The sequence below is a fragment of the Bradyrhizobium sp. BRP22 genome, from assembly GCF_020194175.1.
GTDB lineage: Bacteria > Pseudomonadota > Alphaproteobacteria > Rhizobiales > Xanthobacteraceae > Bradyrhizobium.
The window spans coordinates 210,406-225,753 of sequence record NZ_JADYVX010000006.1 but is presented as its reverse complement, the minus strand read 5'-3'; the positions used below and the strand labels follow the sequence as shown (position 1 = coordinate 225,753).

Genomic DNA, 15,348 nt, shown 5'->3' with positions numbered 1-15,348 from the left:
TCGTGGAGGCGGATGCGCGCGTCGCGTCAGGGAAAGTGTCAAATCACTTTGACTTCACTTGCTTGTTCCACAGCCCGTAATTGCGCCTGCGTCAGATTTGGTTACCATTGTAACATGACGGCAACGGCCGCACGGATCCAGGTCAAGGCTGGGAGAACTTGCAGATGGAATATCGACGCCTGGGAAAATCAGGGTTTAGCGTGCCCGCGCTCAGCTTCGGCACCGGCACCTTCGGCGGCGTCGGTCGTCTCGCCGCGTGGGGCAATACCGATGCGACCGAAGCGCGGCGGCTGGTCGACATCTGCCTCGATGCCGGCGTATCGATGTTCGACACCGCTGATGTCTATTCCATGGGCGAATCCGAACGCGTGCTCGGCCAGGCGATCAAGGGCCGGCGCGACAAGGTGCTGATCTCGACCAAGGCCAGCTTCCGCTTCGGCGAAGGACCGAATGATATTGGCTCCTCACGTCAGCATCTGCTCGCGGCCGTCGACGGCTCACTCAGCCGCCTCGGAACGGATTATATCGACCTGTTCCAGCTCCATGGTTTCGATGCGTTCACGCCGCCCGAAGAGGTGTTGGGAACACTCGATGCGCTGGTGCGCGCCGGCAAGATCCGCTATGTCGGCGTCTCGAATTTCTCTGGCTGGCACCTGATGAAGGCGCTTTCGGTTGCCGACAAATACGGCTTCCCGCGCTATGTCGCCAACCAGACCTATTATTCGTTGATCGGGCGCGATTACGAGTGGGAGTTGATGCCGCTCTGCCTCGACCAGGGCCTGGGCGCAGTGGTGTGGTCGCCGCTCGGCTGGGGCCGGCTCACCGGCAAGATCCGGCGCGATCAGCCGCGGCCGGAGGTCAGCAGGTTGCCGCAGACGTCTTCCTTCGGACCGCCGGTGCCGGATGAACACGTCTACCGCGTCGTCGATGCGATCGACGAGATCGCCAAGGACACCGGCAAGAGCGTATCGCAGATCGCGCTGAACTGGCTGTTGCAGCGACCGACGGTTGCGACGCTGATCATCGGGGCGCGCAACGAAACGCAACTGCGCGAGAACCTCGGCGCGATCGGATGGTCGTTGACCAAGGAGCAGGTTGCCAAGCTGGATGAGGCCAGCAAGGTGACGCTGCCTTATCCCTATTGGCACCAACGCTCGACCTTTATCGACCGCAATCCGCCGGCGGTCTGACGCCGACTCACGTCCAGCGTCGCAGGATGATGCTGGCGTTGACGCCGCCGAAGCCGAATCCGTTCGAGATCGCGTGCTCCATCGCCATCGGCCTGGCTTCCCTGGCGACGAGGTCGATGCCGTCAGCGGCATCGTCGGGATTTTCGAGATTGAGGGTCGGCGGCGCCACCTGATCGCGGAGTGCGAGAACAGTGAAGATCGCCTCCAATCCGCCGGCCGCGCCGAGCAGATGCCCTGTCGCCGATTTGGTTGCGCTCACCGCGATCTTGCCGTCGCGCCCGAACACCGACTTGATGGCTTCGATCTCGGAGTGATCGCCGGCCGGCGTGGAGGTCGAGTGCGCGTTGAGATGTTGCACCTGGCCGGGTTCGAGTCGCGCCTGACGTAAGGCGAGCTCCATCGCACGGCGTGCACCGTCGCCGTCTTCGGGGCCCGAGGTTATGTGATGGGCATCGGCGGTCGTGCCATAGCCGATGATTTCGGCAACGGGCTTGGCTCCGCGCTGGAGCGCATGATCGAGTTCCTCGATGACGAGCATGCCTGCGCCTTCGCCCATCACGAAGCCATCGCGGTCGCCGTCGAAGGGACGCGATGCGCGTTCGGGCGTTTCGTTGAAATCGGTCGACAGCGCCCGCGCGGCGGCAAAGCCGCCAAGGCTTACGAGATCGATGCAGGCCTCCGCGCCGCCGCAGATGGCGACATCGGCTTCTCCCGACCGGATCAGGCGCGCGGCATCGCCAATCGCCTGCACGCTCGCGGCGCAGGCGGTGACGGGCGCGCCGATCGGGCCCCTGAAGCCATGGCGAATCGAGACGTGGCCGGCCGCAAGGTTGGCAAGGAACGACGGCACCGTGAACGGTGACAGGCGGCGGACGCCGCGCTGATCGGTGGTGCGCACCGCCTCGACAATCGCCGGAAATCCGCCGATGCCGGATGCAATGACGATCGCGGTTCGCTCCATCGCATGCGCGTCCGCAGGCGTCCATGCGGCCTGCGCAATCGCCTCCGCCGCGGCAACCAGTGCGAACAGGATGAAGCGGTCCATCTTGCGCTGATCCTTCGGTGGCGCGCCGAGATCGGGATCGAAACCGCCTTCGGGATCTTCGGCCTTGATGGGCACGATCCCGGCGACGCGCGCCGGCAGCGCAGCCGCCCATGCCGGCAAGGCGCGAAGCCCTGATCGTCCGGCTGTCAGCCGCGACCATGCGACCTCGACGCCGCAACCGAGCGGCGACACCAATCCCATTCCCGTAACGACAATGCGGCGCATGACCATATCCGTGCTTTTGAGCTTGCGAGACCGTCCGTTCCCAATCGGAACTTGGGTGCTCGCAAGCGGAAAGTCGAGTGGCCGGCACGCAATTTCGTGCTTGACTTGCTTCGCATCCTCCGCCGCCAGCGGCATGTGCCGATCACAATGCGTTTCGGCGGAGATGCAGCTAGGCTGAAGATATCTTAGGCGTCGAGATCGACACGGGGTTCATCTCGCCGAGGATCCCTTTAGCGGCTCGAAGATCGGCAGTATCGAAACCCTCGGTGAATCGACCGTAGATGTCGGCAAGCGTGGCACAGGCTTCGGCGGGATCGCCCTGACAGGTCTTCAGACGGACAAAGCTCATCGCCGTGCGGAGTTGCAGCGAGAGCGCGGAGTGGCTCCTCGCCAGTGCAAGCGAGCTCCGCAAATTCTCTTCCGCCCCGACCGGATCGCCAGCGCGCGCCAGAAGCGTGCCTTTGGTACGCAGTAATTCCGGCAGATCCAGCGAACCGCCATTGGCATTGACGATTGCGATCGTGTCATCGAGCGCGGTCAGCGCTTCATCCAGCCGGCCACTCGCACCAAGGCCGTCGGCCAGGGCCAGGCACAGCCCGCCAGTATAGAGTTCGTAATGATCCGCCCGCAACTTCGCCAGCGCCGCCCGCAACAGTTCGACGCCAGGTTCGATGTTGCCGCGGTTGATCAGCACGGCGCCCTTCATGCCATTGCGTACGGCAATGTGCGGCCCCAGCGAATACTTGCTCGCATAGGCGATCAATCGATCGGCGCGTTCCTCGACCGCATCCCAATCACCGATCCCATCCGAAGACGTTTGCGCCCCAGATCGTCACGATACAGACGGCACCGGGCTTCGAACATTGATCGCTTCCTCGTCCGCTGTCCTGACGGCCTCGACCGCCTGATCCGGAAAACCGAGCAGCCAGAGAACGCGGCTCCGGCCGATCCGGGGAACGCGGCCGGCGTTGAAGGCGCTGGTGTCGGTAATGTTGAGACGGGCGCGGCTTCCAGGTTTCCAGATGCGAGAGCGCCTCGGCATGATTGCCCACGAGGTGGTGGGAGGTGCTGAGCAATCGGTGTGCGGCAGACAATCCGACGGGATCGGCGATCTCTTGCGCAACGTGTCCAGGCGCGATGGGCGAGCGCAATCGAAGCATGTGCAGATCGCTCAACAGCCGAAACTGATAGAAAAGCGTCGGTCCAAGGAGCGCGCCTAATTAACGCCCGACATTAAATATTCGTAATATTTAAATTTTAAATAGAATTAAATTGATTATGCATCGACGTTGGGGCAGTTTACCGCATGCGACCGATAGTCGCATTTGTCCTGTATTTAATTGCGGAGCGTTAAATGAGCTCACCCGCAGGATCCGACGGCCCCAATTCCCCTGACTCCTGGAACTCCGATTGGCGTCAACAGGCGCTACAAGATCCTTGCAGCTCGTGCACCGGGAGAGCCTGTACCATTTGCTCAATCCGAACCGGCGGCCCGCCAAGCGGAAACGCTCAACCGTCAGGTTATGCGCCGAGAGTTCTCGAACTCTACACACCGGTTCATGCCACCGCTAAGACGATCAGCCCGGGCGCCGCTCCGCCGCCGGCGGCGGCCGACTTTCTGCTCGATCGGTCACAGGCGCTGACACCCAATGGGCTGCAAGCGGCGACCAGTGGAACAGGCGCAACGCAGGCAGCCGCAGGCGCGACAAGCACAACGCAGGCAGCCGCGGCAAACGCGTCGTCGAGTAACCCGATCGTTCTCGAGAACATGAAGCAGGGCACTCCCGAGAGCGTCTGGCTGATTGGTCAGGCCGACACGAGCATCGAGGGCTTTGCTGCTCAGTTTACGATAGATCATGGAAACCGGATCGATTTCAAAATCAACACTGACGCTACGAACTACCGCATCGATATTTATCGCCTCGGCTACTATGGTGGCAACGGCGCTCACCTCGTCACATCGATAACGGAAAATCTCGCTGCCGCCCAGGTACAACCAGATCCGCTTTTCGATCCAGACACCAAACTGGTTGACGCAGGCAATTGGTCGGTGTCGGCTTCCTGGAATATTCCGGCAGACGCTGTATCAGGGGTTTACGTGGCCGACCTGACTCGCCTCGACACGGGCGGTCAGAACATGATTCCCTTTGTTGTCCGTGATGACACCGATCCGGCAGATATCACGTTTCAAACGTCCGACACGACCTGGGAGGCGTACAACTGGTGGGGCGGCTATAATCTGTACGGTGGGATCGATGACAGTGGCCACGCCGGACGCGCCGACGCGGTAAGTTACAACCGTCCATTCGTGACGAGAGATGGCGGTTTTTCGGCCGGCCCGCAGGACTATATTTTCGGCGAGGAATATCCAGCCATTCGCTGGCTCGAGGAGAACGGCTACGATGTCACGTACATCTCGGGCATCGATACTGCGCAAAATACTCCGCAGCTCCTCAACGACAAGATCTTTCTGTCTGTTGGTCACGATGAATATTGGTCCGCGGACCAGCGGGCCAACGTCGAGGCAGCCAAGGACGCCGGGGTCAATCTGGCCTTCCTGAGCGGCAACGAGGTCTATTGGGAAACGCGGTGGGAAAACAGCATCGACGGATCCGGAACACCGTACAAGACCTTGGTCTCCTACAAGGAAACATGGTCGAACGCTGACACTGATATCGGTAACACAACCAGTACTTGGCGAGATCCGGAATTAGGCGCGGGTGATCCGGAGAACGCGCTCACCGGAACAATCTTCACCGTTGATTCCTATCGCCTCGACACCATTCAAATACCGTATGACCTCTCGCAGTTTCGCTTTTGGGACAATACCGCGGTCCAGGATATTCAAGCGGGTCAGGTCTATTCGCTGACTCCAAACCTTCTCGGATATGAGTGGGATTCGGATCTTGACAATGGTTCTCGGCCTGCCGGTCTGATCGACCTCTCGTCCACGACAGTAGACGTGAACACTCTTCTCCTTGACAACGGCAATACCACTGGACCAGGCACCGCTACACACAGCCTGACCCTCTATCGAGATCCGACAAGCGGCGCCCTGGTTTTCGGTGCCGGCACCGTCTACTGGACCTGGGGTCTTGATTCACATCATGACAACGAAGAGACGCCGACGGATCCCAACGTCCAGCAGGCCATGGTCAACTTGTTTGCCGATATGGGAGTCCAGCCTGACACGCTGATGCAAAGTCTCGTAATTGCTCAGCAGTCGACCGATCACGCGGCCCCGACATCAACGATTGCGCCGCCCGCCGCAGGCTCATCAATTGTAGCGGCGCACCCACTAACCATCACGGGGACAGCGGTAGACTCCGGCGGCGGAAAAGTCGCCGTGGTCGAGATATCGACTGATGGAGGTGCGACTTGGCATCGTGCCGAGGGCCTTGAGAATTGGAGCTATACGTTCACGCCTCTCACGGGAGGAACCTATCATATTGAAACTCGCGCCGTCGACGACAGCGTGAACATGGAAACTCCTGATGCTGGCATAACAATCAATGTCGAATCTGCACCGCTGGTGACCCTGTTCTCCAGCTCCGACGTCCCGCGCATTCCGATCGACAGCGATGTCGGATTCGTTACCTTGGGCATGACGTTCACGTCGACGCAGTCGGGCACGATCGTCGGCATCCGCTACTACAAGAGCGCAGGCGATGGAGGCGAGCATATTGGCTCGCTTTGGACCAGCAATGGCACCTTGTTGGCGAGCGCAACCTTTACCCAGGAGACCGCCAGTGGCTGGCAGACCGTAACGTTCGCCAACCCGGTATCCATATCGGCGGGTACGACCTATGTGGTCAGCTATCACAGCAACGGGCACTACGCTGACACGCCCGACTACTTTACCTCGGCTCATGCGAATGGTCCGCTGACGGCTGCCGCAGGCAACGGCTACTACACGTACGGCACTGACAATGTTTTTCCGACCTCGCCATCTGACGGTGGCGTCAACTATTGGGTCGATCCCATTTTCAGCTCGGCGCCGACGGCCAATCTGCCGCCGGTCGGTAGCAACGATAATGGATTCGAGGTCGCAAGCGGTGCGCCGATGACATTCACTGCGGCGCAGCTATTGGCGAATGACAGTGATCCGAATGGCGATATCTTATCGATTTCGGGAGTTGGCGCAGCCTCCAACGGCACGGTCTCGTTCAACAGTCAGACAAACACGATCACGTTTACACCGAAGCCCGGATATCTGGGACCCGCAAGCTTTGGTTATTCGATCTCCGATGGGCGGGGTGGAACGGGCTCCGCAATCGTCAACCTCACCGTCATAAATCCGGAGGACGATGCAGGTCTGTTTTCGAGTGCCGATACGCCAGCCGTGCTTTCCGATCCTGATAGCGGAGGCATCAATCTTGGCGTCCACTTCCTGGCGTCGGCGAACGGTACCATCACCGGCATCAAATTCTACAAGGGCACGAACGATACCGGAACGCATACCGGTTCGCTGTGGAGCAGCAATGGTACTCTGCTCGCGACGGTGACATTCACCAACGAAACCGCCTCGGGCTGGCAGACCGCAACGTTCAGCAACCCTGTCACGATCACCGCAGGCACCAGCTACGTGGCCAGCTTTCACAGCGACGGCCATTACACCTCCACCGCAGAATATTTCACGAGCGATCACGTCAACGGCGTGCTGACCGCGCCAACAGACGCTGGCGTGTACACATATGGTGACGACAATCTCTTTCCCACAAGCACTTTCAACGGGACCAACTATTGGGTCGATGTCGTTTTCGACACCGGCGGTGCTCCGAGCACAAACCAGCCGCCCATCGCGAACAACGATAGCGGCTTCACGACGCCTCAGGACAACGTCCTGACGATTGCCGCCTCCGCGCTGCTGGCGAATGACACCGATCTGGACGGCAACACGCTCACGATCACCGGCGCCGGACTTGGAGTGAATGGCACCGCCAGCTATTTGTTGAACAGCAATACGGTGACTTTTACGCCTGATGCCGGATACTCCGGTCCGGCATCATTTACGTACATGATATCCGACGGGCATGGCGGGACGGCGAGTGCCACGGTTAACCTGACCGTAGAGCCTTCCACAAACCACCCGCCAGTTGCGGTCGCGGACAGCGGATTCACTACGACCAGGGACAATTCGCTCGCGATCGCCGCTTCCGCTCTGCTGGCCAACGACATCGATCAGGACGGCGATGCCCTGGTCGTTATTGGAGCAAATGGTGGCGTCAATGGCACTGCCAGCTATGATAGCCAGAACAAGACCGTAACCTTCACGCCTCTGGCGGGGTACACCGGGCCGGCGTCATTCAACTATACCATTTCCGATGGAAATGGCGGGACGGCGCTCGGCACGGTCAACCTGAATATCACGGCATCTACCAATCGTCCTCCGGTCGCCGTCGACGACAATGGCCTCAACGCGACCGAAGACACTCCTTTCGTGATCGCGGCCACCTCCCTGCTGCTCAACGACTCCGATCCTGATGGCGATGCGCTATCGATGACGGGCATCGTCGGCGGCAGTGCCGTCCACGGCGTTGCTGCGTTCAATTCTGCCAACGCTACGATAACGTTTACTCCGACGCCCGGGTATACGGGGCCAGCAAGCTTTGAATACACCGTGTCCGATGGCCACGGAGGTGTCGCCTCGGCCAACGTCAGCCTGAACGTGGCTGCTGCTGTGCCAACGGTCAGCTTGTTCTCCGGCGCAGACACGCCCAGGACGCTTGGCGATCCTGATGCCGTCGGAGTCAATCTCGGTGTGAAGTTCGTGACGTCCGAGGACGGGACGATAACGGGCATCAGATACTACAAAGGAGCCAACGACACGGGGGTGCACACGGGTTCGCTGTGGACAAGCACCGGTACATTGCTTGCCTCGGCCACCTTCACGAATGAGACGGTCAGCGGGTGGCAGACCGTAACCTTCAGCACGCCTATTGCGGTGACGGCCGGCACGACCTATGTCGCGAGCTTTCATAGCAACGGACACTATACCTCAACCAGCGGGTACTTCTCCGCAACCTACAACAACGGCCCCCTGACGGCGACTGATGTGGGAAATGGTCTCTATACTTATGGGAGCGACAATCTGTTCCCGACCAGCTCTTTTGGCGCAACAAACTACTGGGTCGACGTCACGTTCAGCCCTGCGACGGTCGGCGTAGATCAGCCTCCTGTTGCGGTGAACGATTCCGGCTTCAAAGCGACGCAGGATACTGTGCTCTCGATCACCGCAGCCTCGCTGCTGGTCAATGATACGGATCCCGACGGCGATCCGTTGTCCATAACGGGCGTCGGCGGAGCTACGCATGGCGTTGCGGCCTTTAATCCCCAAACCAATACGATCACGTTCAACCCGGATTCGGGCTACGCTGGCTCGGCTTCCTTCAATTATACGATCGCTGACGGGCGTGGCGGAACGGCGAGCGCATCTGTTGCCCTGACCGTCAATGCGGCATCGGCCAATTCCGTCAGCCTGTTCAGTTCTAGCTCGGCTCCGAGCACCGTCATCGTCAATGATTCGGATTCTGTCGAACTAGGCGTCAAGTTTCAGGCTTCCACGAGCGGTGACATAACTGGAATCAGGTTCTACAAGGGGACCGAGAATACCGGACCGCATGTCGCCGACCTGTGGACTGCGGATGGCACGCTCCTGGCGACGGCGACCTTCGCCAACGAAACCGCAAGCGGGTGGCAACAGGTGAACTTTTCGGCGCCCGTCACGATCACGGCCGGGACGACCTACGTCGCTTCCTATCATACGTCCGGGTTCTATTCGGCCGATCCCGGGCTTTTTACTGGTCCGGTGAGCAACGGCCCCCTCACGGCACCATCATCCGCAGCCATCAACGGGAACGGCGTCTACGCCTATGGCAGCGATAGCCTGTTTCCCACCAACACCTACAACTCGACAAGTTACGGCGTCGACGTTGTGTTTCGGCCGCAATTGGCAGCTTGATGAAGATGAAACGCAAAATAGCTGCGGCGCTGACGGCAAAGATCGCTTGGATGCGCTGCGAGCACGATCGACGGTGGCAACCCGGGTTTGACCCGAGTTGCCGGAGCCCGCTCGGAAGCCGGCAAATCCCGCCGCCGCTACGCGGCGAGTTGCGGGCGGAACAGCACGTCGACGCCGTAACTTGTCGAGTTGTAGCTGTTGGTCGGGAAGAGGCTGCCCGATCCATACGCATACACGCCATTGCCTCCGCTCGAGGCCGACGATGGCGCGGTCAGCGGCCCGTTGCTGACCGTCGAGTTGAACAGGTTGGGATCGGCAGAGTAGTTTCCCGAAGTGTGATAAGACGCGATATACGTCGTACCTGGAGTGATCGTGACCGGCGTGGCGAAGTTGACCTGCTGCCAGCCGCTGGCCGTCTCGTTGGTGAAGGTGGCGGTGGCGAGCAGGGTACCGGTGCTGCTCCAGAGATTCGCGGTATGGGTGCCGGTGTTCGACGGGCCCTTGTAGAAGCGCAGCCCGGTGATGTCGCCAGCGCTGGACGACCGGAATTTGAGCCCAAGCTCTACCGAGTTCGGATCATTGACCGATACCATGCTCGGTGTGGGATTGGAGCTGAACAGGCTTACGATGGTGGCAGACGCGGCGGTAACGGTCAGCGAGGCGGACGCGCTCGCCGTTCCACCCCGGCCGTCGGAGATGGCATAGGTGAACGACGCGGGGCCCGTATAGCCGGAGTTTGGCGTGAAAGTGACGGCGTTGGTTTGGGCGTTGAAGCTTGCGGTGCCATTGACGCCGTTGCTTGCGCCCGTGATCGTCAGGTTATCGCCGTCCGGATCGGTGTCATTGGCGAGCAGCGCGGACGCTGAGATCGTGAGTGAGGAGTTCTGGGTGACACTGAAGCCGGAGTCGTTTGCTGCGGCTGGTGCCTGGTTGGCTCCGCCGTTCGCGGGGCTGAAGAGCACGTCCACCCAGTAGTTCGTGGCACCGAAGGTGCTGGTCGGGAACAGATTGCCGGTGCCGTAGGTGTAGACGCCATTGTTGGCGGCGGGGGCCGTGAGGGGGCCGTTCACACGAGGGGTCGTGAAATAGTTGCTGGTGGACGTGTAGTGGCCGTTGCTGTGGAAGCTCGCCACATAGGTCGTGCCGGCGGTGATCGAAACCGGATTGCTGAAGATGACCGACTGCCAGCCGCTGCTGCTTTCGTTCGTGAACGTAGCGGTCGCCAGCAGCGTCCCGGTGCTGCTCCACAACGAGCCGGTATGAGTACCGGTGTCGCCGGCGCCTTTGTAGTATTTGATGCCGTTGATGGTGCCGGCGGCAGAAGAGGTAAAGCGCACCCCGAGATTGATCCCGACTGCGTCGGAATCCGAGAGAAGCGCCGGCGTGTCTGAAGTTGAGAACAAGCTCACGGACGGCGTAGTGACTATCAAATTCGCGGTTGCACTCGCAGTGCCGCCGCGCCCATCGGAGATGGCATAGGTGAACGATGCGGCGCCGGTGTAGCCGGCGGTCGGCGTGAAGGTGACGACGTTGGTCTGGGCGTTGAAGCTGACGGTGCCGTTGACGGCGCCGCTCACGCCCGTGATCGTCAGCTGGTCGCCATTCGGATCGGTGTCGTTGGCAAGCAGGGCCGATGCGGCAATGGTCAGAGCAGTGTTCTGCGTGGCGACGTAGCCGCTGTCATTGTTGGCAACCGGCGGCTGATTGGCTGCCGGGTTCACCGTCAGATTCGCGGTAGCGCTCGCGGTGCCGCCACGCCCGTCGGAGATGGCATAGCTGAACGACGCAGCGCCGGTGTAGCCGGCGGTCGGCGTGAAGGTGACGACGTTGGTCTGGGCGTTGAAGCTGACGGTGCCGTTGACAGCGCCGCTCACGCCCGTGATCGTCAGCTGGTCGCCATTCGGATCGGTGTCGTTGGCGAGCAGGGCCGATGCGGCAATGGTCAGAGCGGTGTTCTGCGCGGTGGTGTAGCCGCTGTCGTTGTTGGCAACCGGCGGCTGATTGCTGGTACCACCGGACGGCGCAAACACGACATCGACCCAATAGTTGGCACCGTTAAAGGAACTGGTCGGGAAGATACCGGACGTGCTGGTGCCACCATAGGAATAAACACCATTGCCGCCGGCGGTAGTGGTGGAGGGCGCCGTCAAGGGCCCATTGGTGACGGCGTTGGCGAAGTAGTTGTTGGTCGCCACATAGGCGCCGGTGGTGTGATAGGACGCAACGTAGGTGGTGTTGGCGGATATCGAAACCGCGGACGGCAGCGTGACGGTCTGCCAGCCGCTGGCTGACGTATTGGTAAAGGTGGCTGTGGCAAGGCGAGTGCCTGTCGCCGTCCAGAGATCGAGTGTATTGACACCGGTGTCGCCTGGGCTGCGATAGAATTTGAGAGCCGTGATCTGGCCGGCGACCGAGGACGTGAACTTCATCCCGAGTTCGATCTGGGATCCGTCATTCAGGTTGGTCTGTGCCGGTATATTTGACGCGCTGAATAGGCTGACGGGCGCGGTTCCCGGCGGTGCCACGGTGAAGCTGACAGTGGCCGACGCTGTACCGCCGCGCCCATCGGAGATCGTGTAGGTGAAGCTCGCCGGCCCGGTGTAGCCGGCATTGGGCGTAAACGTGATGGTGTTGTTTTGCGGATTGGGCTGGGTGTTAAGGACGACGGTGCCGTTTGTCGCTCCGCCCACCGCGGTGACGCTAACCGCATCCCCATCGGGATCACTGTCGTTCCCGGTCAGGGTCGATGCTGCGATTGTGATGGCCAAATCGCGCGTCGCGGTCGGCCCGACGTCATTGGCGGCCACCGGCGCGCTGTTGGCGGTGGAAGGATTGAACATGACGTCAACCCAGTAGTTCTCCCCCGAAAAAGTGTTATTCGGGAACGCTCGGCTACTGCTGTAGGTGTAGACGCCATTGCCATTGGCGAGAGCGGTCAGTGGACCGCTGGTCACATTGCTTGTGAAGTAGTCGGGGGTGACGGAGTAGTGACCGACGTTCGTGTGGTAGGAAGCGACATAAGTGGCGCCCGGTGTCAGCGAGACCGGGTTAGAGAACGTCACGCTCTGCCAGCCCGATGCAGTTTCGTTGATAAAAGTTGCGGTCGCCAGCAAGGTGCCCGTGCTGCTCCAGAGCTCGCCGGTATGGGTGCCCGTATCCATGCTGCTCTTATAGAAACGGATTCCGCTCACCGTGCCGGCTATCGATGTTTGAAACCTCACACCCAGCTCGACGGCGCTTGCATCCGTGCTATTGACGATATCGGGGGTTGCCGAGCCAGGGAAGAGCGTGAGGTAGGACGGCGCGGTGACCGTGACCGTGCGGCCCGCCGAAGGTATTTCCAGATTGATGCTGTCATCGACCGCGCGAGACTTGATGGTGTACGTCCCGGCGACCTGCGGCGACCAGGTATAGGTCCACGTCTCATCACCGGTTGCGTTATACCAAGTCACTCCGCCGTCCGTTGACACCTCGACGCCGGCGATCACGCCGCCACCGAAATCCGCTGCGGTGCCGGAAATCGTGACCACGCTTCCTGCACTGAAACTTGCCATTGCGTTGATCGTGGAGGTGGGACGGGTGGTGTCTGTCGAGGCGGTTGCGGCGACCATTCCCGACTGGATTGTTCCCGGCTGAATGCCCATGTCGGCCAGCAGGTTTATCATCGCCTGTTGCACGCGCGGGTCGCTGGGGGTCGGTTGGAGGTCGTGATTGTCGCTCAGGCCCCAAGACCAGTAGACCGTTCCGGCGCCGAACACCAATGCGCCGCTCGCCGCGCGATACAGGGTCAGATTATGTGTTGAGATGCCATTCCCGACTGTGTTGCCGTAATCAAGCAGATAAGTGCTGACTGGGAGCGTTGTCGAGGAGAGCCGAACCAGGCCGGCCGGATCGAATCCGTTGTCGGGCGCTTCATCCCATTCATAGCCGAGATAATTCTTCGTCAGCGTCGCGATCTGCCCGGGCTGAAGATTGGCAACGCTGGTGTTGCGCCAGAAGCGCAGATTGGCGTCGTCGTAGGGAATTGTGATGGCCTTCAACGCGTCGGATTGGGTGACACCGACGTCGTCGACCTGGAACATCTGTCCGATCAGGGCATTTTCCGGGATGCCTCCGCCGGTCGCCGGTGGGCTGAAGCGCGGATCACGAAACGTTCCAGTCCACTGGTCGCTTGGATCGATCGACGAGTTTGCCCAGGTTTCTTTGTAGGAGATCAACGTGCGGTAGGCCGTGGCGTCGCTGCTGATGCTGTTGCCCCAGCGCGTGCGCCAATACATCTCGTTGCCGCTCCAGAACGCCAGATTCACTCCGGCATCGCGGGCTGCCTCGACATTGGCACGTTGCTGCCCTGACCAATACTCGTCGTGTCCGGCGTCGAGGTAGAGCTTGTGGTTGAGAAGCAGGCTGCCGTAACGGTCTGTATCCACTCCCGCCATGTAGGAGACGTCGTAACCGTTCTGCTCCAGCCAATAGATCGCCGCGTATTCGGCGCCGAACAAATAGTCCTGCGGACCTGAGGCGGTTCCGATGGCGCCCCGGGTGGCAATGGGCCGATTGTAGCTTACCGCGTAGGCGCGTCCGGCACCTTGACCTGTCGCGGGACCGTTGCCGCCATAGAAGTTTGCGCCGCCCCACCCGTTGTATGCTTGCCACGTTGTGTCAGAGGTCTGAAAGACCACATCGCTGGTGCTGCTGTCGTCTCTGACGATGAAGGGGATATGATTCTCGCCGAAAGTTCCGTCTTGCCGTACGAGCTTTGCAATATAGACACCGGACACCGCGTCTGCCGGAACGTTCCAGGATGCCGAAACGGACCAGTTGCCGGCATCGACCAAGCCGGTGGCCGCATCGCGCAACGGCGCGGGCTGGTTTTGCACGCCTGTGTGCTGAATGGTGGTAACAAGGTGAGCACCCATGCCGCCATAGTAACCGAGGCGGTAGATCTCGATCCGGTAGTCTGATGAATTCGTATTGATCTTGAAGTCAACTCTGTTGCCGACGTTGACGCTGATGTCAGTCGCAAAACCTTCGATGTTCGAGCTGCCGGCGCCGTCGATATCCCAAACGCTTTGTGGGGTTCCCTGCTTCTGATTCTCAAGAACGATCCGGTTTGTGGATGTGGCGGCGGCCGCGAGGAGGTTGGGCGATGCCGTTGTGGTGGCCTGCCGCGCGGCAGAAGAGGGTTGCGCGATGGTCACCGAGCCGGACAACGTTCCGATTATGCCATTCGACGTCCCCGTACCGGTCTCTGCGCCGCCCGGCAGCCCTCCGCCTGGCAGCCAATTTGTAAGCGGCGCAACGTTCTGCAATGACATGTCGACACTGACGGAGGCTCCCATGACCCCGGCCTGGCCGGTCAACGCGAGATCTGCTCCCCCGGACACTTGGCTGCCGTGCAACTGGCCGCTCAATTGCGGCGGCGCCCCATTGGCGGCTCTCTGATCGAGCAGTCGTGTTGGAGCAAAGAAGTAGCCGCAACCGCAAATCTGTGCGACTGCTGGAGGTGTAGAAGATCCGATGATGTCCGGCGTCAGGGCCGCCGAGGGGACGCGGCCGAGGATGACGACGGGATTTGACGTCGCTGGTTCGGCCACCGCCGCAACTGGCGTTCGGACGTCTGTTGTCAATCCCGTAAGTCCGGCGCCGGACGTTTCAGGGGATGTCGATGCCGAAGCGCCCAAGCGCGCGGCTTCCCACGCATTCCGCGTGCCGAGCAGCGACTCATTTTCGGCGTCTGACTCGGTCCGGGATTTTCCTCGCAGCAGAGCGCGTCGCCAAGTCTGCAATCCGAGCGCAATGTAGGTCATACCAAAATTTTCGTATAAGGACTTCATGATGTCCTCGCGAGCAAAGGGGAATACGCGTGACGGATGCCGAACTCTGCAGCCATTGACGAAGTGGATGCCGAAGCGACAGCTTCAAACTTT

At 60.6% G+C, this 15,348-nt stretch carries 6 protein-coding genes; 3 read left to right on the top strand and 3 right to left on the bottom strand.

Annotation, left to right across the window (positions count from 1 at the left end; all coding sequences use genetic code 11):
* Positions 1 to 164: 164 nt before the first annotated feature.
* The gene (locus tag I6F35_RS11015) at positions 165 to 1,190 is read left to right on the top strand and encodes an aldo/keto reductase (RefSeq protein WP_225117684.1); all 1,026 of its coding nucleotides are present in this window, start codon (positions 165 to 167) and stop codon (positions 1,188 to 1,190) included.
* A gap of 7 nt (positions 1,191 to 1,197) precedes the next feature.
* Here I6F35_RS11015 and fabF read toward each other — a convergent pair whose 3' ends face one another.
* Both fabF and I6F35_RS11005 read right to left on the bottom strand, forming a co-directional pair.
* The gene (fabF, locus tag I6F35_RS11010; RefSeq protein ID WP_225117683.1) at positions 1,198 to 2,460 is read right to left on the bottom strand and encodes a beta-ketoacyl-ACP synthase II; all 1,263 of its coding nucleotides are present in this window, start codon (positions 2,458 to 2,460) and stop codon (positions 1,198 to 1,200) included.
* 169 nt (positions 2,461 to 2,629) lie between these two features.
* Entirely contained in the window at positions 2,630 to 3,166 is a 537-nt protein-coding gene (locus I6F35_RS11005) for a tetratricopeptide repeat protein (RefSeq protein ID WP_225117682.1), read from the bottom strand.
* Between the two features lie 262 nt (positions 3,167 to 3,428).
* Here I6F35_RS11005 and I6F35_RS11000 point away from each other — a divergent pair, with 262 nt between their 5' ends.
* Together I6F35_RS11000 and I6F35_RS10995 are read left to right on the top strand one after the other, a co-directional pair.
* Complete coding sequence (locus I6F35_RS11000; RefSeq protein ID WP_225117681.1) at positions 3,429 to 3,680, top strand: hypothetical protein; 252 nt, start codon at positions 3,429 to 3,431, stop codon at positions 3,678 to 3,680.
* A 134-nt stretch (positions 3,681 to 3,814) separates the two neighbouring features.
* The gene (locus tag I6F35_RS10995; RefSeq protein WP_225117680.1) at positions 3,815 to 9,421 is read left to right on the top strand and encodes a DUF4082 domain-containing protein; all 5,607 of its coding nucleotides are present in this window, start codon (positions 3,815 to 3,817) and stop codon (positions 9,419 to 9,421) included.
* A gap of 137 nt (positions 9,422 to 9,558) precedes the next feature.
* Here I6F35_RS10995 and I6F35_RS10990 read toward each other — a convergent pair whose 3' ends face one another.
* On the bottom strand, positions 9,559 to 15,255 hold the full coding sequence (locus I6F35_RS10990; RefSeq protein WP_225117679.1) for a DUF4082 domain-containing protein: 5,697 nt from the start codon (positions 15,253 to 15,255) through the stop codon (positions 9,559 to 9,561).
* Positions 15,256 to 15,348 lie beyond the last annotated feature (93 nt).